Source organism: Burkholderia cepacia complex sp. TUM26381, from assembly GCF_057439935.1.
The window spans coordinates 2,734,635-2,759,196 of record NZ_CM172006.1 but is presented as its reverse complement, the minus strand read 5'-3'; the positions used below and the strand labels follow the sequence as shown (position 1 = coordinate 2,759,196).

Annotated in this window: 19 protein-coding genes; 11 read left to right on the top strand and 8 right to left on the bottom strand. The window is 68.4% G+C overall.

Annotation, left to right across the window (positions count from 1 at the left end):
• Positions 1-156: 156 nt before the first annotated feature.
• Together ACWMMN_RS12950 and ACWMMN_RS12945 are read left to right on the top strand one after the other, a co-directional pair.
• Positions 157-879, top strand: coding sequence for a hypothetical protein (locus ACWMMN_RS12950; RefSeq protein WP_174992949.1), 723 nt, complete (start codon positions 157-159; stop codon positions 877-879).
• A complete protein-coding gene (locus ACWMMN_RS12945; RefSeq protein ID WP_256085184.1) occupies positions 876-1,892 on the top strand; it encodes a methyltransferase in 1,017 nt (338 codons plus the stop codon). The genes ACWMMN_RS12950 and ACWMMN_RS12945 overlap by 4 nt, the downstream gene beginning before the upstream one ends.
• 118 nt (positions 1,893-2,010) lie before the next feature.
• Here the strand turns inward: ACWMMN_RS12945 and metG are convergent, their stop codons facing one another.
• Together metG and ACWMMN_RS12935 are read right to left on the bottom strand one after the other, a co-directional pair.
• Complete coding sequence (gene metG, locus ACWMMN_RS12940; RefSeq protein ID WP_059233465.1) at positions 2,011-4,167, bottom strand: methionine--tRNA ligase; 2,157 nt, start codon at positions 4,165-4,167, stop codon at positions 2,011-2,013.
• Between the two features lie 376 nt (positions 4,168-4,543).
• Entirely contained in the window at positions 4,544-5,188 is a 645-nt protein-coding gene (locus tag ACWMMN_RS12935; RefSeq protein WP_059233466.1) for a YiaD family glycine zipper/OmpA-like lipoprotein, read from the bottom strand.
• A gap of 348 nt (positions 5,189-5,536) precedes the next feature.
• Here ACWMMN_RS12935 and apbC point away from each other — a divergent pair, with 348 nt between their 5' ends.
• The 5 genes from apbC to ACWMMN_RS12910 all read left to right on the top strand — a co-directional run bounded on the left by apbC (position 5,537) and on the right by ACWMMN_RS12910 (position 11,165).
• Positions 5,537-6,628 (top strand): iron-sulfur cluster carrier protein ApbC, encoded by a 1,092-nt coding sequence (apbC, locus tag ACWMMN_RS12930; RefSeq protein ID WP_486422729.1) that lies wholly within the window; start codon positions 5,537-5,539, stop codon positions 6,626-6,628.
• Between the two features lie 133 nt (positions 6,629-6,761).
• Positions 6,762-7,298, top strand: a complete 537-nt coding sequence (sodC, locus tag ACWMMN_RS12925; RefSeq protein ID WP_059233468.1) for a superoxide dismutase [Cu-Zn] — start codon at positions 6,762-6,764, stop codon at positions 7,296-7,298.
• Between the two features lie 112 nt (positions 7,299-7,410).
• Positions 7,411-7,980 (top strand): dCTP deaminase, encoded by a 570-nt coding sequence (gene dcd / locus ACWMMN_RS12920; RefSeq protein WP_006398615.1) that lies wholly within the window; start codon positions 7,411-7,413, stop codon positions 7,978-7,980.
• Between the two features lie 81 nt (positions 7,981-8,061).
• Positions 8,062-10,341: an arginine/lysine/ornithine decarboxylase gene (locus ACWMMN_RS12915; protein ID WP_059233469.1), complete on the top strand. Its 2,280-nt coding sequence runs from the start codon at positions 8,062-8,064 to the stop codon at positions 10,339-10,341.
• Positions 10,341-11,165 (top strand): lysozyme inhibitor LprI family protein, encoded by an 825-nt coding sequence (locus ACWMMN_RS12910; RefSeq protein ID WP_256085182.1) that lies wholly within the window; start codon positions 10,341-10,343, stop codon positions 11,163-11,165. Before ACWMMN_RS12915 ends, ACWMMN_RS12910 begins: the two co-directional genes overlap by 1 nt.
• An 80-nt stretch (positions 11,166-11,245) precedes the next feature.
• Here the strand turns inward: ACWMMN_RS12910 and ACWMMN_RS12905 are convergent, their stop codons facing one another.
• From ACWMMN_RS12905 to ACWMMN_RS12895, 3 genes are all read right to left on the bottom strand, one after another.
• A complete protein-coding gene (locus ACWMMN_RS12905; RefSeq protein ID WP_059236646.1) occupies positions 11,246-11,929 on the bottom strand; it encodes an HAD family hydrolase in 684 nt (227 codons plus the stop codon).
• Positions 11,930-12,025: 96 nt separating this feature from the next.
• The gene (argH, locus tag ACWMMN_RS12900; protein ID WP_059233471.1) at positions 12,026-13,435 is read right to left on the bottom strand and encodes an argininosuccinate lyase; all 1,410 of its coding nucleotides are present in this window, start codon (positions 13,433-13,435) and stop codon (positions 12,026-12,028) included.
• 103 nt (positions 13,436-13,538) lie between these two features.
• Positions 13,539-14,348, bottom strand: coding sequence for a helix-turn-helix transcriptional regulator (locus ACWMMN_RS12895; RefSeq protein WP_059233472.1), 810 nt, complete (start codon positions 14,346-14,348; stop codon positions 13,539-13,541).
• A gap of 218 nt (positions 14,349-14,566) precedes the next feature.
• Between ACWMMN_RS12895 and ACWMMN_RS12890 the strand changes: the two genes are divergently transcribed.
• Positions 14,567-15,319 (top strand): class I SAM-dependent methyltransferase, encoded by a 753-nt coding sequence (locus tag ACWMMN_RS12890; protein WP_486422728.1) that lies wholly within the window; start codon positions 14,567-14,569, stop codon positions 15,317-15,319.
• A 119-nt stretch (positions 15,320-15,438) separates the two neighbouring features.
• Here the strand turns inward: ACWMMN_RS12890 and ppc are convergent, their stop codons facing one another.
• Positions 15,439-18,453 (bottom strand): phosphoenolpyruvate carboxylase, encoded by a 3,015-nt coding sequence (gene ppc, locus ACWMMN_RS12885; RefSeq protein WP_486422727.1) that lies wholly within the window; start codon positions 18,451-18,453, stop codon positions 15,439-15,441.
• A gap of 208 nt (positions 18,454-18,661) precedes the next feature.
• Between ppc and hemC the strand changes: the two genes are divergently transcribed.
• From hemC to ACWMMN_RS12870, 3 genes are read left to right on the top strand one after another with little or no spacing between them, the layout of a single operon-like run.
• On the top strand, positions 18,662-19,663 hold the full coding sequence (gene hemC, locus ACWMMN_RS12880) for a hydroxymethylbilane synthase (RefSeq protein ID WP_486422726.1): 1,002 nt from the start codon (positions 18,662-18,664) through the stop codon (positions 19,661-19,663).
• Positions 19,663-21,633: a fused uroporphyrinogen-III synthase HemD/membrane protein HemX gene (gene hemDX, locus ACWMMN_RS12875; protein ID WP_174992944.1), complete on the top strand. Its 1,971-nt coding sequence runs from the start codon at positions 19,663-19,665 to the stop codon at positions 21,631-21,633. The genes hemC and hemDX overlap by 1 nt, the downstream gene beginning before the upstream one ends.
• A gap of 2 nt (positions 21,634-21,635) precedes the next feature.
• Complete coding sequence (locus tag ACWMMN_RS12870; protein ID WP_059233477.1) at positions 21,636-22,823, top strand: heme biosynthesis protein HemY; 1,188 nt, start codon at positions 21,636-21,638, stop codon at positions 22,821-22,823.
• 90 nt (positions 22,824-22,913) lie between these two features.
• Here ACWMMN_RS12870 and ACWMMN_RS12865 read toward each other — a convergent pair whose 3' ends face one another.
• Together ACWMMN_RS12865 and ACWMMN_RS12860 are read right to left on the bottom strand one after the other, a co-directional pair.
• Positions 22,914-24,140 (bottom strand): alpha/beta fold hydrolase, encoded by a 1,227-nt coding sequence (locus tag ACWMMN_RS12865; RefSeq protein WP_486422725.1) that lies wholly within the window; start codon positions 24,138-24,140, stop codon positions 22,914-22,916.
• Positions 24,137-24,550: a helix-turn-helix domain-containing protein gene (locus ACWMMN_RS12860; RefSeq protein ID WP_486422724.1), complete on the bottom strand. Its 414-nt coding sequence runs from the start codon at positions 24,548-24,550 to the stop codon at positions 24,137-24,139. The genes ACWMMN_RS12865 and ACWMMN_RS12860 overlap by 4 nt, the downstream gene beginning before the upstream one ends.
• Positions 24,551-24,562: the final 12 nt, after the last annotated feature.

Genomic DNA, 24,562 nt, shown 5'->3' with positions numbered 1-24,562 from the left:
GACCGGCGCCGAGCGGGCGTTCGACGCAATACGCGCGGGCGTTTCGATTTCGTCAACGATACGCAATGGGCACGGAAGCGGCATGATCGGCGGGCGCGCGTCCGGCCGGCCGGACGCGTCACGTCTGCGTCGATGGCGTCACGCAGGAGCACGCCGATGAAAGCGGTACTGGCTCATGTGAGGCGGAACAGAGAGGACTACGAAAATCTTCCGCTGTTCGACCGGCTGCGCGACGATCGCCTGCCGCCGCTCGTGCGGCTCGAGTTCGTGCGCGGCTTCATGTTCTTCGTGATGGCGTTCGGCGACCTGAATCGCTACGTGCTGCGTGCGGAGCCGCCGGCCGACGCGTACCAGGCGCGCGTGAACGCGCATACGCGCGAGGACGATCATCACTGGCCGTGGTTTCTCGAGGATGTCGAGACGCTGGGCTGGAACGATGCGACGACGCTGATCGATACGCTGCGCATGCTGTGGAGCGAGCACACCCATCGTAGCCGTCTGCTGATGTACGAGCTGTGCGCGATCGTCGGCGACGCGGACGGCGTCGAGCGCCTTGCCGTCATCGAAGCGATCGAGGAAACCGGCAACGTGCTGTTTTCGCTGACGACGCATGTGGCCGCGCAGGTGCGTGCGCAGACGGGGCGCGAGCTGCGTTACCTCGGGGCGTTTCATTTCGCACTCGAGTCGGGCCACCTGCAGAACGGCGAACACGCGGAACTGGCGTCGATCGCGCTGGGCGGCGACAGCCGCGCGCGCTGCATCGCGCTTGTCGATCGTGTGTTCCGTGCGTTTGCCGCGTGGACGCACGAAGCGGCGACGCAGATCGATATGGCCGCGGCTGGGGCCGATATCGTGCCGGTTGCGCGGAGCCTGCCATGAGTGCCGCGCTGCCGCGTCACGACGACCGCGCCGCATACGATATCGCCCGCGGCCTGTTCGTCGGACCCGCGATGCTGATCGCGCACCGGCTCGGCCTGTTTCGCCACCTCGACGAGGGGCCTGCGACCGTCGCCGCACTCGGCGATGCGCTCGGGCTCGCGCGCCGGCCGACCGAGGCGCTGGCGAATCTCGCGGTTGCGCTGGGTTTCGTGCGGTGCGACGCCAATCGCTATGCGCTGACGTCGCTCGGCGAGGACCTGCTGCTTGAACGGAGTCCGACGTACTTCGGCGCGTTCTGGGACCTGATGTACGACAACGCCGAGACGTTCTCGGTGGCCGGGCTCGAGGCCGCGTTGCGACGCGACGCGCCATGCGCGTACGGCGATGCGGACATCTTCCGCACGCATGAGCAGCAGGTCGAACTCGGGTTGCGCTTCATGCGTGCGATGGAGAGCCTGAGCGCGTCGCATGCGCCCGTGTGGCCGACGCGCATCGATCTCGGCGCGCATCGGCACATGCTCGACATCGGCGGGGGTTCCGGCGCGCACATCAAGGGGGCGCTGGCGGCATGGCCGGCGCTGCGCGCGACGCTTTTCGATCTGCCGGCCGGGTGCGAACTGGCCGCGCACTTCGTTGCCGCGCCGCCGTGGCAGGCGCGGGTGACCCTGCATCCCGGCGACATGTGGTGCGATCCGTTTCCGGACGCCGACCTGCATTTCTATTCGAATATCTTTCACGACTGGCCAGCCGGGCGCAACGCGTTCCTCGCCCGCAAGAGCTTCGACGCGTTGCCGCCTCGTGGCCGCATCGTGCTGCACGAAGTGCTTTACCGCGACGACAAGCGTGGCCCGCTCGCGGCGCCCGCATACAGCCTGATGATGCTCGGGTGGACACAGGGCGAGCAGTACTCGGCGCGCGAGCTCGAAGCGCTGCTCGCGGACGCCGGATTCGTGTCGATCGAAACCGTGCCGAGTTTCGGCGATCATAGCCTCGTGACGGGCCGTAAGCCGTGACGATGCCGGTAAGGGCGCTTGTCGCGGAGAGGCGGTGCACGAACCTGGCGACACGCAGACATGAAAAAGCCCCGCACGAATCGTGCGGGGCTTTTTCTTCGCCAGCAGCGCGTGCGGCTTACTTCACGCGCATGCCGGGCTTCGCGCCGCTGTGCGGCTCGAGGATGTAGAGGCCCGGTTCCGCCTTCTCGTCGGTGGCCGATGCTGCGAGCACCATCCCTTCGGACAGGCCGAACTTCATCTTGCGCGGCGCGAGGTTCGCAACCATCACCGTCAGCTTGCCGACGAGTTGCTCGGGCTGGTAAGCGGACTTGATGCCCGAGAACACGTTGCGGGTCTTTTCCTCGCCGACGTCGAGCGTGAGCTGCAGCAGCTTGTCCGAGCCCTCGACGGCCTGGCACGCGACGATTTTCGCGATGCGCAGGTCGATCTTCGCGAAATCGTCGATCGAGATCGGCGCGTCGTCGGCGCCGTTCACGACCGCCTGCTTCGCGTTCGCCTTGGCGTTGTTCTTCGCGTCCTTCGCGGCATTGGCGCCCGCGGCGGCCGCGCCGGTTGCCTCGGCCTGCAGCGAATCGCGGTTCGCGGCGAGCAGCGCTTCGATCTGCTTCGGATCGACGCGCGTCATCAGGTGCTGGTAAGCCTTGATCGGCTGCTCCGACGACAGCGGCTTCGCGGCGTCGGCCCATGCGAGCGGCGCGATCCCGAAGAACGCCTCGACCGCTTCGGCGACACGCGGCATCACCGGCTTCAGTGCGAGCGACAGCAGACGGAACGACTCGAGGCTCACGCTGCAGGTCTCGTGCAGCGCGACCGCGTTGGCCGGATCCTTCGCGAGATCCCACGGCTTTGCGCCATCGACGTACGCGTTCACTTCATCCGCGAGTTCCATCGTGTGGCGCAGCGCGCGGCCGTATTCGCGTGCTTCGTAGTTCGCGGCGATCTGCGGAATCGCATCGCGCAGCTTCGCGACGAGCGGGTGATTCATCGCGCTGTCCTGCACGCGGCCGTCGAAACGCTTGATCAGGAAGCCCGCCGCGCGGCTCGCGATGTTCACGTACTTGCCGACGAGATCGCTGTTCACGCGCGCCTGGAAATCGTCGAGGTTCAGGTCGATGTCTTCCATCGTCGCGTTCAGCTTCGCGGCGAAGTAGTAGCGCAGCCACTCGGGGTTCAGGCCCGTGTCGATATAGCTCTGCGCGGTGATGAACGTGCCGCGCGACTTCGACATCTTCGCGCCGTCGACCGTCAGGAAGCCGTGCGCGAACACGTTGGTCGGCGTGCGGTGGCCCGAGAACTCGAGCATCGCGGGCCAGAATAGCGTGTGGAAGTACAGGATGTCCTTGCCGATGAAGTGGTACTGCTCGGCCTTCGAGCCCGGCCGGATCCACGCGTCGAAGTCGACGCCGTTGCGGTCGCACAGGTTCTTGAAGCTCGCGTAGTAGCCGACCGGCGCGTCGAGCCACACGTAGAAGTACTTGCCGGGCGCGCCCGGGATCTCGAAGCCGAAGTACGGCGCGTCGCGCGAGATGTCCCAGTCGGCGAGCTTGGCTTCGCCGGCGTCGCCGAGCCACTCGCGCATCTTGTTGGTTGCTTCGGGCTGTGCGAGGCCGCTCACCCATTCGCGCAGGAACGACTCGCAGCGCGGGTCGGACAGGCGGAAGAAGTAGTGCTTCGAGGTCTTGCGCACCGGCGTCGCGCCTGACACGACCGAGTACGGGTTCAGCAGTTCGGTCGGCAGGTAGGTCGAGCCGCACACTTCGCAGTTGTCGCCGTATTGATCCTTCGCGTGGCACTTCGGGCACTCGCCCTTGATGAAGCGGTCCGGCAGGAACATTTCCTTGACGGGATCGTATGCCTGCTCGATCTCGCGCTCGGCGATCAGGCCGGCGTCCTGCAGCGCGACGTAGATCTTCTCGCTCAGCACGCGGTTCTCGTCCGAGTCGGTCGAGTAGAAATTGTCGAACGACACGCCGAAGCTGTCGAAGTCGCGCTTGTGTTCGGTCCACACGCGATCGATCAGCTGCTTCGGGGTCAGGCCTTCCTTCTCCGCGCGCAGCATGATCGGCGTGCCGTGCGTGTCGTCGGCGCCGATGTAGTAGACCTCATGGCCATGCATTCGCAGCGTCCGCACCCAGATGTCGGTCTGGATGTACTCGACCAGGTGGCCGATGTGGATCTGCCCGTTGGCATAGGGCAGTGCGGACGTTACGAGGATCTGGCGGCCGCCTTGCGGCGCCGCAGCCTGCACGGAAGTGAGGTCGGATGCGGACATAGGGTCTGTAGAGGAACAGCGGAAAAACAACGGGAAAGTGCGATTCTAGCAGGGGCGCGGGCCGGCGATGCGAGCCGGCGCCGCGGACCGGGCGCCGGAAGGGGCGGGGCCGCGCAAGCGGCGTGCCTGGCGAGGTTGTGCTGCGTTGCAGCACGCATTTTGCAGGCAAAAAAAACCGGGGCGGATACGGCCCCGGAGCAACAACGACAAGAGGAGAATGGTGACGCGCCGGCAACACCAGCCACGTACCGTAAATACTGACCACGGCCTGCGACAGAAGTTCGAAAATTTTTTCGATTCGTTACCGGGCCCGCCGGAAGCCTTGTCCGGCGGGGCCCCGCGGGCAGCGCGCCCACGTATTCCCCTCGTCGTGCGCTTACTGCGCCTGGGCGGCGCGCAGGTAGATCTCGACGCGGCGGTTCTGTGCGCGGCCGGCTTCGGTCGCGTTGTCCGCGATCGGGTTCGACGGGCCCATGCCCTGGGCCGACAGGCGGCCGCCGTTCACGCCGCGCTGGGCGAGTGCGTTCACGACGCTTTGCGCGCGGTTCTGCGACAGCGTCTGGTTCAGCTGCGCCGAGCCCGTGCTGTCGGTGTAGCCGACGATCGAAGCCGTGACTTGCGGGTTCTGGTTCAGCGTCGTGGCCAGGTCGTTCAGCAGCGGCGTGAAGGCCGGCGTGATCGCGTACTGGTTCGTCGCGAACGTGACCGAGCTCGGCACGTTCAGCTTCAGCGAGCCGTCCGGCTGCTCGGTGACCTGCGTGCCCGTCTTCGCTGCCGACGGCGCGAGCTTGTTCTTGATCGCCTGCCAGTTGTAGCCCGTCACGCCACCGACCAGTGCGCCGACGCCTGCGCCGATCGCCGCGCCCTTGCCGCCACCCGCCAGCGCGCCGATGCCTGCGCCCAGCGCCGCACCCGTGCCGGTACCGACGGCCGTGTTGTTGCCTTGCTGCGTGGCGCAGCCTGCCAGCAGTGCGCCGGCCAATGCGAAGACGGACAAGCGGGTCGCGATTTTCATGTTCATCTTGGATTCCTCTCTTGGTTGAACGAGTCGACAACGACGACAACAGTTACGGCTCCCTGCGCGGACCACCCGAAAAAGCAGGGTCGCCCGGCGCTTGCGGCAGCCGCCGAGGCGGCCGCATGCCCTGTCCGCCAGCGTGGCTGTTCAGACAGCGCGACGCGTCAGCCTCTACAATATAGGCGGTTAGTGGCCGATTTGGCCCTATAGCGTGCCGCACGCGAAGAGTGCGCCGGGCCGCGCGTTCGCGCAATGGCATGCAACAGATTCTTTCACTTTTCCCGATTTTCGCAGCGTAATTTGATATTTTTTGACGTTTGCGCGCGAGAAAAACGTTTTCATGGAGTTTCGATGAGCATTGACCGGGCACAAGTCGACGCCGCGCTGGCGGCAGTCGTCGACCCCAATACCGGCCGCCCGTATGCGGCGAACAAGGGCGTGCGCAACGTCGCGATCGACGGCGATGTCGTGACGCTCGACGTGGTGCTCGGTTACCCCGCGCGCAGCCAGCACGACGACGTGCGCGCGCGCGTCGCCGCCGCGCTCCAGGCCGTGCCGGGCGTGCGCGACGCACGCGTCGCGGTGTCGCAGGACATCGTTGCGCACACGGTGCAGCGTGGCGTGAAGCTGTTGCCGAACGTGAAGAACATCGTCGCGGTCGCGTCGGGCAAGGGCGGCGTCGGCAAGAGCACGACGGCCGTGAACCTCGCGCTCGCGCTGGCCGCGGAAGGCGCGTCGGTCGGCATCCTCGACGCGGACATCTACGGCCCGTCGCTGCCGACGATGCTCGGCATCCACGGCCAGCGCCCCGAGTCGCCGGACAACCAGTCGATGAACCCGCTCGTCGGCCACGGGCTGCAGGCGAACTCGATCGGCTTCCTGATCGAGGAAGACAACCCGATGGTGTGGCGCGGCCCGATGGCGACCTCCGCGCTCGAGCAGCTGCTGCGCCAGACCAACTGGCGCGAGCTCGACTACCTGATCGTCGACATGCCGCCCGGCACCGGCGACATCCAGCTCACGCTCGCGCAGCGCGTGCCCGTCACCGGCGCGGTGATCGTCACGACGCCGCAGGACATCGCGCTGCTCGACGCGAAGAAGGGCCTGAAGATGTTCGAGAAGGTCGGGATCCCGATCCTCGGCATCGTCGAGAACATGAGCATCCACATCTGCTCGAACTGCGGCCACGAAGAGCGCATCTTCGGCGCCGGCGGGGCCGAGCGGATGGCGAAGGACTACGACGTGAACGTGCTCGGCAGCCTGCCGCTCGACATCGCGATCCGCGAGCGCGCCGACAGCGGCACGCCGACGGTGGCGGCCGATCCGGACGGCGCGCTGGCGCGCCGCTACCGCGAGATCGCGCGCGGCGTCGCGCTGGCAATTGCCGAGCGATCGCGCGACATGACGTCGAAGTTCCCGTCGATCGTTGTTCAAAATACGTAAAACCCTTGCGGGGCGGGGCCTTACGCTGTTTACGGCGCCGCGAGGCGCGGTATCATGGCGACTTTTCCCGGGTCCCTTTACCCGCCCGGCGCGGCCGCCGTGTCAAACGGCCGTCAGCCGGCATGAGGATCGAATGAAACAACGACATCACGGCGTGCGCGCCGGCCGCGCGCAGCGCGCGCTGCTGGCCGCCGCCGCGCTGGGCCTGCTGGCCGGCTGTACCTCCTTTTCCTCGTCGCACGAAAAACGGGCCGATGCACAACTGCAGCCGACGGTCGGCGCGCAGGCGCGCGGCGCGGTGACGTTCGTCGAGCGCCCGGACGGCGTGCAGGTGACCTACAACCTGGTCGGCCTGCCGCCGAACAGCGACCACGCGCTGCAAGTGCACGAGCGCGGCGACTGCAACGCGGGCGACGGCTCGAGCGCCGGCCAGGTGTTCGCGCCGGCCGCCGACCGGCTGCGCGCCGGCGCGCGCGTCGCCGGCGATCTCGGCAACATCCATGCGGATGCGAACGGCGTCGCGGCCGGCTTCATCGTCGCGCCCGATCTGGCCCTCGATGGCGTGCGCTCGGCGATGAGCCGTGCGGCGCTGGTGCACCGCGACCCGAGCGACCCGGCGTTTCCGCACCATGGCGCGGGGCCTGCGCTGGCCTGCGGCGTGATCCGTTGACGGCCGCCGCGTGCGCCGGCCGATGATCGCGTAAAATGTCCGCCTTTCCCGGCCGCTGCCTTGCGCGAGCGGCCCTCCCTGACTGTCACGCAGCGTTTCCTGGCGCCCCGATATGAGTATCAAGTCCGACAAATGGATTCGGCGCATGGCCGAAGAGCACAAAATGATCGAGCCGTTCGTGCCCGATCAGGTCCGCGCGTCCGAGGACGGCCGCCGGATCGTCAGCTACGGCACGTCGAGCTACGGCTACGACATTCGCTGCGCAGACGAATTCAAGATCTTCACGAACATCAACTCGACGATCGTCGATCCGAAGAACTTCGACGAGGGTTCGTTTGTCGATTTCAAGGGCGACGTGTGCATCATCCCGCCGAACTCGTTCGCGCTGGCCCGCACCGTCGAATATTTCCGGATCCCGCGCACCGTGCTGACCGTCTGCCTCGGCAAGTCGACCTATGCGCGCTGCGGGATCATCGTCAACGTGACGCCGTTCGAACCCGAGTGGGAAGGCTACGTCACGCTGGAATTCTCGAATACCACGCCGCTGCCCGCGAAGATCTACGCGAACGAAGGCGTCGCACAGGTGCTCTTCTTCGAGAGCGACGAAGTGTGCGATGTTTCGTATGCCGATCGCGGCGGCAAGTATCAGGGGCAGCGCGGTGTCACGCTGCCGAAAACCTGATCTGGTTGCATAACGTCTCACCAGTTTCCGGGTGACCGCTGCGCGTGACGCGCCGCGGTCGTTCTTTTTGGAGAATCGCCCATGAAGTTTCGTTTCCCCGTCGTCATCATCGACGAAGATTTCCGCTCCGAGAACATCTCGGGCTCCGGCATCCGGGCGTTGGCCGAAGCGATCGAGAAGGAGGGCGTCGAAGTCCTCGGCCTCACGAGCTACGGCGATCTGACGTCGTTCGCGCAGCAGTCGAGCCGCGCGTCGTGCTTCATCCTGTCGATCGACGACGACGAACTCATGCTCGGCGAGACCGGCCAGGACGGCGAGCTGCCCGAGCTCGCGACCGCGATCATCGAGCTGCGCGCGTTCGTCACCGAAGTGCGCCGCCGCAACGCGGACATCCCGATCTTCCTGTACGGCGAGACGCGCACGTCGCGCCATCTGCCGAACGACATCCTGCGCGAACTGCACGGCTTCATCCACATGTTCGAGGACACGCCGGAGTTCGTCGCGCGCCACATCATCCGTGAAGCGAAGGTCTATCTCGACTCGCTCGCGCCGCCGTTCTTCAAGGAACTCGTCAAGTACGCGGACGAAGGCTCGTACTCGTGGCACTGCCCGGGCCACTCGGGCGGCGTCGCGTTCCTGAAGAACCCGCTCGGCCAGATGTTCCACCAGTTCTTCGGCGAGAACATGCTGCGCGCGGACGTCTGCAACGCCGTGGACGAACTCGGCCAGCTGCTCGACCACACGGGCCCGGTCGCGGCGTCCGAGCGCAATGCGGCGCGCATCTTCAGCGCCGACCACCTGTTCTTCGTGACCAACGGCACGTCGACGTCGAACAAGATCGTCTGGCACGCGACGGTCGCGCCGGGCGACATCGTGCTGGTCGACCGCAACTGTCACAAGTCGATCCTGCACGCGATCACGATGACGGGCGCGATCCCCGTGTTCCTGACGCCGACGCGCAACCACTTCGGCATCATCGGGCCGATTCCGCGCGACGAATTCAAGCCGGAGAACATCCGCAAGAAGATCGAGGCGAACCCGTTCGCGCGCGAAGCGATGCGCGAGAACCCGGACATGAAGCCGCGGATCCTGACGATCACGCAGAGCACGTACGACGGCGTCGTCTACAACGTCGAGATGATCAAGGACCTGCTCGGCGACCTGCTCGACACGCTGCACTTCGACGAAGCGTGGCTGCCGCACGCGACGTTCCACGATTTCTACCGCGACATGCACGCGATCGGCGACGGCCGTCCGCGCACGGGCGCGCTCGTGTTCGCGACGCACTCGACGCACAAGCTGCTCGCGGGCATTTCGCAGGCATCGCAGATCGTCGTGCAGGATTCGGAGAACCGCACGTTCGACAAGCACCGCTTCAACGAGGCGTACCTGATGCACACGTCGACGAGCCCGCAGTACGCGATCATCGCGTCGTGCGACGTCGCGGCCGCGATGATGGAGCCGCCGGGCGGCACCGCGCTCGTGGAGGAATCGATCGCCGAGGCGATCGACTTCCGCCGCGCGATGCGCAAGGTCGACGCCGAATACGGCGACGACTGGTTCTTCAGCGTGTGGGGCCCGGACAACCTGTCCGAGGAAGGCATCGGTTCGCGCGAAGACTGGATGCTGAAGCCGAACGACCACTGGCACGGCTTCGGCTCGCTGGCGGAAGGCTTCAACATGCTCGACCCGATCAAGGCGACGATCATCACGCCGGGGCTCGACGTCGACGGCGAGTTCGGCGAGACGGGCATTCCGGCCGCGATCGTCACGAAGTACCTGGCCGAGCACGGGATCATCGTCGAGAAGACCGGCCTGTACTCGTTCTTCATCATGTTCACGATCGGCATCACGAAGGGCCGCTGGAACTCGATGGTGACCGAGCTGCAGCAGTTCAAGGACGACTACGACAACAACCAGCCGCTGTGGCGCGTGCTGCCGGAATTCGTCGCACAGCATCCGCGCTACGAGCGCGTCGGCCTGCGCGACCTGTGCACGCAGATCCACGACGTGTACCGCGCGAACGACATCGCCCGCCTGACGACGGAGATGTACCTGTCGGACATGGAGCCGGCGATGAAGCCGTCCGACGCGTTCGCGAAGCTCGCGCACCGCAAGATCGACCGCGTGCCGCTCGACGAGCTCGAAGGCCGCGTGACGAGCATCCTGCTCACGCCGTACCCGCCGGGCATTCCGCTGCTGATTCCGGGCGAGCGCTTCAACAAGACGATCATGAACTACCTGCGGTTCGCGCGCGACTTCAACGAGCGTTTCCCGGGCTTCCACACCGACATCCACGGCCTCGTCGCGGAAGAGGTGAACGGCCGCGTCGAGTACTTCGTCGACTGCGTGCGCGACTGATGGCGACGTACGGACGATTCCGGGCGATGCGCGCGGCGCTGGCCGCGCTCGTCGTCTGGGCGGCAGGCGCGGCGGGGCTGGCAGGGCCGGGCGCCGCGCACGCGGAAGTCGCGGCGGCCGATCCGATCGACGTCGCGATGCGGCAATGCCTCGCGCGGCGCGACCGGTCGTCGCCGGCCGGCCAGATCCAGTGCATGGGCGAAACGCAGCAGCAGTGGCAGGCCGTGATGGACGGCGCGTACCAGCGCCTGTTGAAGGATGCGCCGGCCGATGCGAAGCGCGGCTGGCAGGACAGCCAGCGCCATTGGCTCACGTGGCGCAAGGACGAAGTGCATCTGCTGAAGGCCGTGTACGACACGACGCGCGGCACCGCGTATGCGATGTCGAGCGCCGATCTGCAGCTGCAGCCGGTGCGCGATCGCGCGCTGGCGCTGCGCGGCGCAGCCGATCGCTATGCGCCGCAGCCGCCCGCCGCGGTACCGGTCGCGGCAACGAGCGGCGCGCAGGGTGGTGCAGGCGCGGCGGCCGCGCCGGCCGGCGGCAAGCCGGCGAACGCACCGCGCGATCCGGCCGTGCGCCGTGTGCGGCCCTGTGCGCAGGATGCCGCATGCGAGCACGCGATATTCGACCTGAACCGCTATTACCAGAAACTGCGCCGCAAGATGCCTGCGCATTCGGCCGCGACGCTCGTCCGCGCACAGCGTGCGTGGGTGGCGTTCCGCGACGCGACGGCGCCACTCGTCGGCGAGGACGGGCGCGTCGACCTGATCGGCGCGCGCATCGCGACGATGAAGCGTCTGTCGGAGACGGCCGGCAACCAGTAAGGCCGGTGCGACGCCGGCAGGTTGGCGACACGACAAAACGGGCACCCGAGGGTGCCCGTTTTGCATGGCGCGGCGGCCGATTACGCGGGCTGCGACGTACCCTGCAGGCCGAACCACGACGGCACGAGCGCGACCGCATCGTCGAGCGACGCGAGCACGTGCAGGCTCAGCGCGATGATTTCGGGCGTCGGCGCCTTCAGATCGGGCACGGTGACGACCGATGCGCCGGCGCCGGCGGCCGACTGCGCGCCGAAGTCGCTGTCCTCGAACGCGACGCACGCGTGGGCCGGCACGCCGAGGCGTTCGGCCGCGAGCCGGTAGACGGCCGGATCGGGCTTGCCGCGCGCGACTTCGTCGCCGCCCGCGATCGCACGGAAGAACGGCAGCACGCCGACCGCGTCGAGCCGCGCACGGATCACGTCGCCCGCGGACGACGACGCGACCGCGCACGGAATGCCGGCCTGCGCGAGTGCATCGAGCAGCGCGAACGCGCCCGGTTTCAGCGGAAACTTCGGATGCGGCTCGGGCGCCGCGAGCTGTTCGCGCACGCGGGTGCGCACGGCGTCGAACGTATCGGGGTTGCCGATCAGCCGCGCCAGGATGACCTGGCCTTCGGCGAACGAACGGCCGACGATCTGCAGGTAGTCGGCGACGGTCAGCGCGACACCGTGTGCATTCGACACGTCGATCCACGTGTTCATGATGGTCCGCTCGGAATCGACGAGCAGGCCGTCCATGTCGAAGAGCGCGGCGGAAAAGGTCATCGGCGGCATCCGTGAAGCGGGGCAGGCGACGGGCGGCGTGACGGCCGCCCGAATGAAAAACGGACGCCGAAGGCGTCCGTCCGGAACAGCAGGCGGTTACCGGCCGAGTGCGGCGCGGGCTGCCTTGACGGCCGCGCGCACCTGGTCGGGTGCGGTGCCGCCCGGGTGGTTGCGGCTCGCGACCGACCCCTCGAGCGTCAGGTAGCCGAACACGTCGTCGCCGATCAGGTGCGCGACGTTCGGCAGATCCTGCTTCATCTCGTCGAGCGTCAGGTCGGCGAGATCGATGCCGCGGTCGTCGCAGATCTTCACGGCATGCGCGACGGCTTCGTGCGCATCGCGGAACGGCAGGCCGCGCTTCACGAGGTAGTCGGCGAGGTCGGTCGCGGTCGAGAAGCCCTGCAGCGCGGCCGCACGCATCGCGTCCGGCTTCACGGTGATGCCGGCAACCATCTCGGCGAAGATCCGCAGCGTGTCGGCGACGGTGTCGACCGTGTCGAACAGCGGTTCCTTGTCTTCCTGGTTGTCCTTGTTGTACGCGAGCGGCTGGCCCTTCATCAGCGTCAGCAGCGCCATCAGGTGGCCGTTCACGCGGCCGGTCTTGCCGCGCGCGAGCTCGGGCACGTCCGGGTTCTTCTTCTGCGGCATGATCGAGCTGCCGGTGCAGAAGCGGTCGGCGATGTCGATGAAGCCGACGCGCGGGCTCATCCACAGCACGAGTTCTTCGGAGAAGCGCGACACGTGCGTCATCACGAGCGCCGAGGCCGCCGTGAATTCGATCGCGAAGTCGCGATCGGACACCGCGTCGAGCGAGTTCGCGCAGATGCCGTCGAAGCCGAGCGTCTTCGCCACGGCATGACGGTCGATCGGGTAGCTCGTGCCCGCGAGCGCGGCCGCGCCGAGCGGCAGGCGGTTCACGCGCGTGCGGCAGTCGCGCATGCGTTCCGCGTCGCGCGTGAACATCTCGACGTACGCGAGCAGGTGGTGGCCGAACGTGACGGGTTGCGCGACCTGCAGGTGCGTGAAGCCCGGCATGATCGTGTCGGCGTTCTGTTCCGCGAGGTCGACCAGCGCGCCGCGCAGGTCGTTCAGCAGGCCGCCGATGCGGTCGATCTCGCCGCGCAGCCACAGGCGGATGTCGGTCGCGACCTGGTCGTTGCGCGAGCGGCCCGTGTGCAGGCGCTTGCCCGCGTCGCCGATCAGCGCGGTCAGGCGCGCCTCGATGTTCAGGTGGACGTCTTCCAGGTCGAGCTGCCATTCGAATTCGCCGCGCTCGATCTCGCCCTTGATCTGCGCCATCCCGCGTTCGATCGCGGCCAGGTCGTCGGCGCTGATGATCTTCTGCGCGGCGAGCATGTTCGCGTGCGCGAGCGAGCCGGCGATGTCGACGAGCGCGAGGCGCTTGTCGAAAAACACCGACGACGTGTAGCGCTTGACCAGTTCCGACATCGGTTCCGAGAAGCGGGCCGACCAGGCCTCGCCCTTTTTGTGCAGTTGGGACGTCATGGCGATTCTTCGAAGGGGAGTTGGGCAGCGTGCGCCGCCGAGGGAATCCCGCAATTCTAGCATTCGCGGGCCTGCCGGCCGTGGCCCGCGCGGGCCGGCCCGCTCAGTCGCGCACCAGCACGACGAGCTTCAGGTCCTCGCGGTGCGCGGGCTTTAGCGTGATCTGCTGGTACACGAGGCGGCCGTCGGCCGGATGGTCGAATTCGCGCAGCCCGCCTTCGCGTTCGAACACGTCCTGCGACGCCCAGTACTGCGCGAATGCGTCGCTGCCGGCGGTCAGCGCGTCGATCAGCGCGCGCGTCGGCGCGTCGGCCAGGTGGCGGATCGAATCGGCGCGGAATTCGGCCGCGAGACGCCGGGCGCGGGTTTCCCAGTCGACGATCAGCGTGCGCGCGGCCGGCGACATGAACGTGAAGCGCAGCAGGTTGCGATCGTGCTCGCCGTCGAGCCAGCCGGAAAAGAGCGCGGCGGCCGGCGCATTCCACGCGAGCGCGTTCCATTGGCGGTCGAGCACGTAGGCGGGCGTCGCGATCGCCGCGACGGTCGCGGCGAGCGTCGGCGGCAGGTCGCCGCCCGCGACGTCGGGCTCGGCCGGGTCGCGCTGCGCGGCCAGCTCGAACAGGTACGCGCGTTCGGCCTTCGACAGCTGCAGCGCGACGGCGATCCGCGCGAGCGCGTCGGCCGACGCGGACACCGGGCGGCCCTGTTCGATCCACGTGTACCAGGTCGGGCTGACGCCGCACAGTTGCGCGACTTCCTCGCGCCGCAGCCCCGGCGTGCGGCGGCGCGGGCCGGGCGGCAGGCCGACGGCCTGCGGCGACAGCCGCTCGCGGTGAGCGCGGATGAATTCGCCGAGCGCGCGGGCGGGCGTGGCGTCGAGCGGCGGGACGGGGGCGGAGGGCGGCTGGTTCATGCGGGAACGGCGAAATGGATACGAGGACGCGGCAACGTTCAGACAGGTGGATCGAATACCAGAATAACTGCTTAACTTGTACTGGTACAGGCGTGGGCCTATTGTAGCGTCTCGCGCGCTGGCAGGGCAGCGGGCGTCCCACAAAACGCGTTGCACGGGGCCGGAACGCGCGCTGAAGCGCCAACACCGGGCGACTGCATCAAGGAAAGGAGCGAACGATGAAACACCACGACCAGGTCGCCGACGCATTCGGCACGACGGCCGCCGCCTATCTGACGAGCACGGTTCATGCGACGGGCGCCGACCTGCAGACGCTCGCCGACGCGGTGAGCGCGACACCCGATGCCGCGGTGCTCGATCTCGGCTGCGGCGCCGGCCATGCGAGCTTCGCGGTCGCGCCGCACGTGCGCGACGTGGTCGCCTACGATCTGGCCGCGCCGATGCTCGCGACCGTCGACGCCGCCGCGCGCGAGCGCGGGCTCGCGAACATCCGCACGCAGCAGGGCCCGGCCGAGCGGCTGCCGTTCGACACGGCGACGTTCGACTGGGTCGTGAGCCGGATGAGCGCGCACCACTGGCACGACATGCGCGCGGCGCTCGCCGAGGTGCGCCGCGTGCTGAAGCCGGGCGGCCGCGTGCTGATGATCGACATTGCCGGCAATGACCATCCGCTCCTCGACACGTACCTGCAGGCCGCGGAAGTGCTGCGCGACGCGTCGCACGTGCGCGACTACCGCGCCGACGAATGGCTCGCGATGTTCCGCGAGGTCGGCTTCGACGCGCAGGTGCACAGCCGCTGGCGGCTGCCGATCGATTTCGAGACGTGGGTTGCGCGCATCCGCACGCCGGCCGACAGCGTGACCGGCATTCGCGCATTGTGGGCGCATGCGCCGGACGAGGTGCGCGGCTATTACGCGGTGCAGCCCGACGGTTCGTTCGAGCACGACGCGCTGCTGATCGACGCGCATTGAGCGGGTGGCGCGTTCTGCGCCGTTACGCGGCAGCATGAAAAAAGCCGCGATACGCCTACTCGCGTATCGCGGCTTTCACGATGCGGGCCGGCGCGGAGCGAGCCCGCGCCGCCTGCGGATCAGCCGGTGTTGCGCAGGCCGGCCGCGATCCCGTTGATCGTCAGGTGAATCCCGCGGCGCAGCCGCGCGTTCGTGTCGCCCGCACGGTGACGCTTGATCAGCTCGACCTGCAGGTGGTTCAGCGGGTCGAGATACGGGAAGCGGTTCTTGATCGAGCGCGCGAGCAGCGGGTTGGTCGCGAGGCGGCCTTCGTGCCCGGTGATTTCCGCGAGCGCGTGCGACGTGCGCTCCCATTCCGCGACGATCCGCTCGAACACGTGCTTGCGCAGCTTGCGATCGGACACGAGCTGCGCGTAGCGCGACGCGACCGCGAGATCGGTCTTCGCGAGCACCATGTCCATGTTCGACAGCAGGTTCGAGAAGAACGGCCAGGTCTTGTTCATCTTCTTCAGCAGCGCGACGCGCTTCGTGCGCTCGGTGTCGTCCTGCGCGCTGTCGAGATACGCGCTCACCGCGCTGCCGAAGCCGTACCAGCCGGTCAGCAGCAGCCGGCACTGGCCCCACGAGAAGCCCCACGGAATCGCGCGAAGATCCTCGATCTTGCGCTGCTTCGGATCCTGCAGCTTGCGCGATGCCGGGCGGCTGCCGATGTTCAGCTCGGCGATCTCGGTGATCGGCGTCGACGAGAAGAAGTAGTCGGTGAAGCCCGGGGTTTCATAGACGAGCGCGCGGTAGGCGGCCATCGCCGAGTCGGACAGCGTCTGCATCGCGGCTTCGAACGCGGGCAACTGCGCCGGCGCGTTCGACTGCGGCAGCAGCGACGCTTCGAGCGTTGCGGCGACGACCGTCTCGAGGTTCCGGCGGCCGATCGACGGGTTCGAGAACTTGCTCGCGATCACCTCGCCCTGTTCGGTCAGGCGGATCTGGCCGTTCACGGTGCCCGGCGGCTGCGACAGGATTGCCTGGTAGGTCGGGCCGCCCCCGCGGCCGACCGTGCCGCCCCGGCCGTGGAACAGCCGCAGCGTGATCTTGCGCTCGCGGAACAGGTCGACGAGCGCGAGTTCCGCGCGATACAGCTCCCAGTTCGACGTGAGGAAGCCGCCGTCCTTGTTGCTGTCCGAGTAGCCGAGCATCACTTCCTGTTCGGCGCCCTGGTGCGCGATCAGCGTGTCGATGCCCGGCAGTGCGAAGTAGTCGCGCATGATGCGCGACGCGTCGCGCAGGTCGGGGATCGTCTCGAACAGCGGGATCACCATCAGGCTGTTCCTCGCGTCGCTGCCCGGCACGCCGAGCGTGCCTTCGAGCAGGCCCGTCTCCTTCTGCAGCAGCAGCACCTCGACGAGGTCGCTGACGGTTTCCGTATGCGAGATGATGTAGTTGCGCACCGCGCGCGCGCCGAATTGCGCGCGGACTTCGCGCGCCTTCTCGAACACGCCGAGCTCGCTTTGCGCGAGTGCCGAGTATTCGAAGTACGGCGAGCGCAGCGGGCGCGGATCGGCGAGCGCGGCGAGCAGCACGCGCAGCTTGTCTTCCTCGGCGAGCGCCGCGTAGTCGGCCTCGACGCCCGCGCGCGCGAACAGCTCGGCGACCACCGCTTCGTGGATGTCGGAGCTCTGGCGCAGGTCGATGCTCGCGAGATGGAAGCCGAACACTTCGGCCGCGCGCACGAGCGGCGCGAGGCGCGGCGCGGCGAGCGACGTGCCGTGGTGCTCGTCGAGCGACGCGGTCAGCACCTTCAGGTCGGCGACGAACGCCTCGGAATCCGCATACGGGATCGCGCGCACGGGCGGCGCGCCGCGACCCGCGCTGCGCACGGGCACCGTGCCTTCGCCGACGCGCACGCGCGCGCTCGCGGCGAGCCGCGTGTAGATGCCGATCAGCGCGCGGCGATACGGTTCGTCGACGCGGTGCGCCGACTGGTCGGGCGATGCGGCCGCCAGCGCCTTCACCGCGTCGTTCGCGCCGACGAGCAGGTTCGACACCGACAGCTCGGCGCCGAGCTTGTGCACCTGTTCCAGGTAGTGCTCGAGGATCACCGCGGCCTGGCGGTTGATCGCTTCGTCGAGCGTCGGCGCGGTCACGTTCGGGTTGCCGTCGCGGTCGCCGCCGATCCAGCTGCCCATCTGGAAGAACGCGGGCACGCGGGCGGACAGGCCGTGCTCGGCGAGCGCGGCCTCGATGTCGCCGTAGAGCGCGGGCAGTTCGTCGAGGAACGTCGCGCGGTAGTACGACAGCGCGTTCTCGATCTCGTCGCCGACCGTCAGGCGCGAGTCGCGCAGCATGCGCGTCTGCCACAGCGCGGTCACGCGCGCGCGCAGCATCGCTTCGTTGTACTGGTGCTCGCGTGCGGTCAGTTCCTGGTCGCGTTCGGCGAGCAGGCGCGCGATGTCGTGCTGTGCGTCGAGGATGCTCTTGCGCTGCACTTCGGTCGGGTGCGCGGTCAGCACCGGCACGATCAGCGCATCGTCGAAGAAGCGCTGCAGCAGGCGTTTCGACGCGTTGCCGGTCGTCTTCAGCTGTTCGAGCGCGTACGCGACGGTGCCGGGCTGCGGCGCGGAGCCGGCCAGCGCGTGGATGCGGCGGCGGCGGTTGTGATGGCGGTCTTCCGCGATGTTCGCGAGATGCGAGAAATAGCTGAACGCGCGCACGACGCTCACCGTCTGTTCCGGCGTCAGCTTGCGCAGTTTCTTCTCGAGCGTCTGCGCGGCTTCGCTGTCGTCCTCGCGGCGGAACTTGACCGCGGTCTGGCGGATCGTCTCGACGACGTCAAATACCGTATCGCCTTCCTGTTCGCGCACGACGTCGCCGAGCAGGCGGCCGAGGAAGCGGATGTCCTCGAACAGCGGGCCGTCCTTGTCGTCGCGCGTGCGCGTGCCGGCCTTCGGCGCGGCGGCCTTGCGGGCAGCGGGGCCGGCGGCTCGGGGCGCGCGTTTTGTCTGACGTATCGGGTCTTTCGGTTTCGTTGCCGTTTTCGCACGGCCGTTCGCGGCGGTGGCGACGGTGTCCGTCGAGGCGTCGGAGGAGGACAGGGCAGCATTGCGGCGCGCCGTGCGCGCCGATCCGGAAGACTTCACGATGGGTTTCCTTGGGAAAGCTCGAGTCAAAAGGAACTGCGGAAACTGCGGGAACTGCGGTCAAGCAACCAGCTACGTGCGGCACATCCGCACATCGGCGCCGCGACCCGCACAGGGGCAGGCCGGGCGCAGGCTCCGGGCCCGGGCGGGCCGGGGCGTGCGTGCTACCATTGTTCGATCTTCAATCCCGTCCTTCGATGTTCCAGCAATGAATTCCGAGACCCCTGCGGCCGGGCCGCAACAGGCACAGCCGCCCGCGACGTTGACGATTGCTTCGCGCGAGAGCCGCCTGGCGATGTGGCAAGCCGAACATGTGCGTGATGCGCTGCGCAAATTATATCCAGCTTGTGACGTGAAAATCCTCGGGATGACGACACGCGGCGATCAGATTCTCGATCGCACGCTGTCGAAGGTCGGCGGCAAGGGCCTGTTCGTGAAGGAACTGGAGACCGCGCTGGCCGACGGCCGTGCCGATCTCGCCGTGCATTCGCTGAAGGACGTGCCGATGGCACTGCCCGACGGCTTCACGCTCGCCGCGATCATGGAGCGCGAAGACCCGCGCGACGCGTTCGTGTCGAACGACTACGCGTCGCTCGACGCGCTGCCGGCCGGCGCGGTCGTCGGCACGTCGAGCCTGCGCCGCGAAGCGATGCTGCGTTCGCGTTATCCGCATCTCGACGTCCTGCCGCTGCGCGGCAACCTCGACACGCGTCTCGCGAAGCTCGACCGCGGCGACTACGCGGCGATCATCCTCGCGGCCGCCGGCCTGAAACGCCTCGGCCTCGAAGCGCGGATTCGCGCGCTGATCGACGTCGAAGCGAGCCCGCCCGCGGCCGGTCAGGGCGCGCTCGGCATCGAGATCGCCGCGCACCGCGACGACGTCGCTGCGTGGCTCGCGCCGCTGCACGACCCGCAGACCGCACTCGCGGTCGAGGCCGAGCGGATGGTGTCGCGCGCGCTCGGCGGCAGCTGCGAGGTGCCGCTCGCCGCGCACGCGGTGTGGCGCGCGGGCGAGCTGTACCTGACGGGCCGCGTGTCGACGACTGACGGCAAACGCGTGCTGACCGCCGAGGAGTGCGGCGCCGTGATGACCGTCGCCGATGCGCTCGCGCTGGGCCGTGCGGTGTCCGACCAGCTCGAGGCGCAAGGCGCGCTCGATATCGTCCAGGCGCTGCTCGCGGCCTCGCAGGCCGGCAAGGGCGACGCCTGATGGCGGGCGGCGCGCGCGCGTTCACCGCTGTCCTGACGCGTCCGGACGGCCAGTCCGACGCGCTGGCATCGCAACTGGCCGATGCCGGTTGCGACGTGCTCGAATTCCCGCTGATCGATATTGCGCCGGTTGACGATCCGGCACCGCTGGACGCCGCGTTCGCGGCGCTTGCCGACTACGCGCTGGTGATTTTCGTGTCGCCGAACGCGATCGACCGCGCACTCGCGCAGTACGGTGCGATCTGGCCGAACGCGTTGCCGGTCGGCGTGGTCGGGCCCGGCAGCGTCGCGGCGCTCGAGCGTCACGGCATCGCGGCGCCCGCGCATCGCGTGATCGCGCCGCAGGCGCCGGCCGACGGCGGCATGCCTCATTACGATTCCGAAAGCCTGTTCGCATGCATCGAGGCCGCGTTCGGCGGCGCGCAGGCGCTGGCGGGCAAGCGCGTGCTGATCGTGCGCGGCGACGGCGGGCGCGAATGGCTTGCCGACCGCCTGCGCGAGGCCGGCGCGGACGTCACGCTCGTCGCGGCCTACCGGCGAGTCGTGCCGGAGCCGCGCGTCGGCGCGTGGGAGCGCGTGCACGCGCTGCTCGACGGCCAGCCGCATGCGTGGCTGGTCACCAGCTCGGAAGGTGTGCGCAACCTGCACGAGCTTGCGCGGGCGCACTTGAACGATGCCGAGATCGAGGCGCTGAAGCATGCGCCGCTCGTCACGCCGCACCCGCGGATCGAGCAGACCGCGCGCGCATTGGGTTTTGATAGGATTACGCTGACCGGCGCGGGCGATGAGCGCATCGTCCGCGCGTTTCGAACGATGGCCGACGAGGCCGTCCAACCGGCGACAGCCGCACCGGTGACTAAACGCATGACAGATACCAACGATTCCAAAAGCGTCGCTTCCCAGCCGGCCGCTGCATCCGCACCGCCGCCCAGTCCCCCTTATCTCGCGCCCGAGCCGCCCGCGCGTCGCGGCGGCAGCGCGGTGCTGTGGTTCGTCGTCGTCGTGCTCGGCTGCGCGGCGGGTGTCGGCGGCTACGCGCTGAACCGCAAGATCGACCGGCTCGACGGCACGTTCGTCACGCGCCAGAAGGCGCTCGACGCGCAGACGGCCGAAACGCGCATGAAGACCGAGCAGGCGCTCGCCAGTACGCACCAGGTCGACACGCAGCTCGCGCAGCTCGACGGCAAGCTCGCCGACGCGCAGAGTGCGCAGCAGGCGCTGCAGCAGCAATACCAGGACCTGTCGCGCAACCGCGACGCGTGGATGCTCGAGGAAGTCGACCAGATGCTGTCGAGCGCGAGCCAGCAGCTCCAGCTGACCGGCAACACGCAGCTCGCGCTGATCGCGCTGCAGAATGCCGACGCGCGTCTCGCGACGTCGCAGAGCGCGCAGGCCGTCACGGTGCGAAAGGCGCTCGCGCAGGACATCGAGAAGCTGAAGGCCGCACCGGCGGCCGATCTCACGGGCCTCGCGATCAAGCTCGACGACGCAATCGCGAAGATCGACGCGCTGCCGCTGTCCGGCGAGGCGATCGTGCCGCACGCGGAGCCGAAGGCTGTGCCGGCCGAAGCCGCATCGTCGGCCGTGGCCGGCGAGCCGCGCTGGAAGGTGTGGTGGCACGACTTCTCGGCCGGCCTCGGCCAGCAGCTGAAGAGCCTCGTGCAGGTGCGCCGGATCGACAACGCGGACGCGATGCTCGCGTCGCCCGATCAGGGCTATTTCGTGCGCGAGAACGTGAAGCTGCGCCTGCTCACCGCGCGGCTGTCGCTGCTCGCGCGCAACGACAGCGCGATGAAGGCCGACCTGCACGCCGCGCAGGCGTCGCTCGGGAAGTATTTCGATCAGGCATCGAAGGACACGCAGACCGTCGAGGATCTGCTCAAGCAGGTCGACGGCGCATCGCTGACGGTCGCGGTGCCGAACCTGAATACGAGCCTGAACGCCGTTCAGCAGTTCAAGAGCCGGGGGTAACGATGACGCTTCGAGGAATCGTCTGGCTCGCGGTCCTGTTCGCGATCGCCGCGGCGCTCGCCACCGTCGGCCGTTTCGACGCGGGGCAGGTGCTGCTCGTCTATCCGCCGTACCGGATCGACGTGTCGCTGAACCTGTTCGTGATCGCCATCGTCGTGCTGTTCATCGTCGTGTACGCGCTGCTGCGCATCGTGCGCAACATCTGGCGCATGCCGCAGCGGGTCGCCGCATATCGGGCACGCTCGCGCAACGAGAAGGCACAGGCGTCGCTGCGCGACGCAATTTCGAACCTGTACGCGGGCCGCTTCTCGCGCGCGGAGAAGGCCGCGCGTGAAGCGCTGACGGTCGATGCGAACCTGGGCGCCGCGAGTCTCGTCGCGGCCACGGCCGCGCACCGGATGCACGAGTACACGCGCCGCGACGACTGGCTGTCGAAGGTGGACGCGCCCGAATGGCAGGACGCCCGGCTGCTCGCGGCTGCCGACATGCGCGCGGATGCGCGCGATGCCGACGGCGCGCTCGCCGCGCTGGCCGACATGCAGGCCGGCGGCAAGCGCATTCACGCGCAGCAGGTTGCGCTGCGCGCGCAGCAGCAACTGAAGAACTGGGCCGAGGTGTTGAAGCTCGCGAAGGCGCTCGAGAAGCGCGAGGCGCTGCATCCGGCCGCGGCCGTGCGGCTGCGCCAGCAGGCGGCGGAAAACCTGCTGCGCGAACGCCGGCACGACCCGGACGCGCTGCTCGAAGTGTGGCAGTCGCTGTCGCCGGTCGAGCGCCAGTCGCCGCGTCTGGCCGATCTCGCGGCCGACCTGCTCGTACCGCTCGAGCGCCGCAACGAAGCGCGCCGCATCGTCGAGGACGCGCTCGCGCACAACTGGGATGCCCGCCTGCTGCGCCGTTACCCGGATACGGCCGGCGCCGATGCGCTGCCGCTGATCCAGAAGGCGGAAGGGTGGAAGAAGGATCATCCGGAAGACGCCGACCTCTTGTTCGCGCTCGGCCGCCTCTGCCAGCAGCAGCAGCTGTGGGGCAAGGCGCAGTCGTTCCTCGAATCGGCGCTGAAGCTGGCCGACAACGAGGCGCTGAAGGTGCGGGCGCATCGCGCGCTCGCCCGCCTGTTCGAGCATCTCGGCGAAACCGACAAGGCGGCAAAGCACTATCGCGAAAGCGCGCTCGCGATCACCGTGGTCTGACGCGGCGCTGCACTGCACGGCGTAAAAAGCCCCGAACGCCAAGCGGCCTTCGGGGCTTTTTTTCGTCCGTCGCCGGCCAGCCCGAATGCGTTACGCGCCGAGCCTGCGCAGCAGGTCGTCCTCGCTCGCGACGAACCACACCGATTGGCCGCGGTTGGATTCGCGAACGAGCGCGCGCAGCGCTTCGCTGCGCGCGAGCCAGCGGTCGATGTCGCCGACCACGCCGAGCCGGACGCCGTAATTGACGAGCTTCTGCAGCACGGCGCCGGCCAGCCCGCTGTCGAGCCGGTAGAAGTCGTCGTGCAGCGCGTCGGCGGGGATCGCGATCCAGTCGGCTTCGTGCTCGTGCGCGAGCGCGACGAGATCGAGCGCATCGCTTTCCCGCTGCACGAGGGCGGAGGAAGGGGCGCGGACCAGCACACGGCTGCCGGCTGCCTGAACGATTCGGTGGGACATGGTGTCGGGTTCCGTCGATGTCAGAAATGCGAGCACGGTGTCGCGCTGCCCGCGGATGAAGTGCGGCTGCCCGGGAAGAAACCGGACTTGCGCGTGCGGCACGAGACGCGTCAGACGATCACGGGTGTCGCGTGAATCGAGCATCACGTCGCGTCCGCCGACGACCGCCAGCACGGGCATCGACAATGTGCGGAGCGTATCGTCGTCGAATACCGGGATCGGTTCGATGCGCGGGCGAAACCCGCGGTCGACGGCGTGCATCAATGCGAGCGTGTCGCGTTCGGCCGGCGTCGATGCGGGCGGCAGACGACCGAGCACGCGCCGCCGCACGCACGCGCGCCCGACATCGCCGAGCAGCAACAACGGCAGCGCCCACCACAGAAACGGCTTCTGCCGGCCGATGCCGGACGGGCAGAGCAGCGCGAGCCGCGTGACGCGCGCCGGCCGGCGCAACGCGAAGTCGAGTGCCGTTCGCGCGCCGAGCGAGATGCCGGCGAACGCGGCGCGCGATACCTGCAGGCCGTCGAGCACGTCGTCGAGCCACTGCGCGTACGCGTCGCTCGCGAGTGGAGGGCGCGACGGCGCGCTCGGTCCCGCTTCGCCGATCACGTCGATCGCGTAGAGCCGGAAGTGCGTCGACCAGACGGCCGCGTAATGCTGCCAGCTTGCCGCCGTCGTCTGCGCGCCGTGGATCAGCACGAGCGGCGGCGCGTGTTCGGGGCCGCAGTCGATCACGTGCGTCGCGCCGAGCCGTGTTTGCACCGTGACGCGCCGATGCCCGGCCGGCCAGTGCGACAGTGCGGCCGCGTAAGCGGCACGAATCGCGCGCGCGTGGCGGGGCGACCGGAAGATCGCGCTCATGTCCCGCTTTGCTGCAGCAACCTCTCGAGCGACGACATCAGCGCAGCCGTGTCGGCCGGTGTCGCGGCGACGATGATCTTGACCACGCTCGCGGCGGGATCGAACGTCACGTCGATCCGCACGGGATCGACGTACGACGTGCGGCCCGACGCCATCGCATGCAGCGAGCGCGACAGGTACTGGTGCAGCGACTGGGACGCGTCCGGAATGTCGACGATGCTGGTGACGCGCACCGCGCGCGGCATGGGCGCGGCCGGCTCCGTTGGCGCGAACGCGGCAAGGTCGGCAGCGAGGATGCGGTACGCGCGGCCGACCCGCGTCGCGCGCAGCTTGCCGTCGCGAATGAACCGCAGGATGGTCTTCGGATGGACGCGAAGGCGGGCGGCAGTGTCTTCGACGGTGTGGAACATGGTCGGCAAATG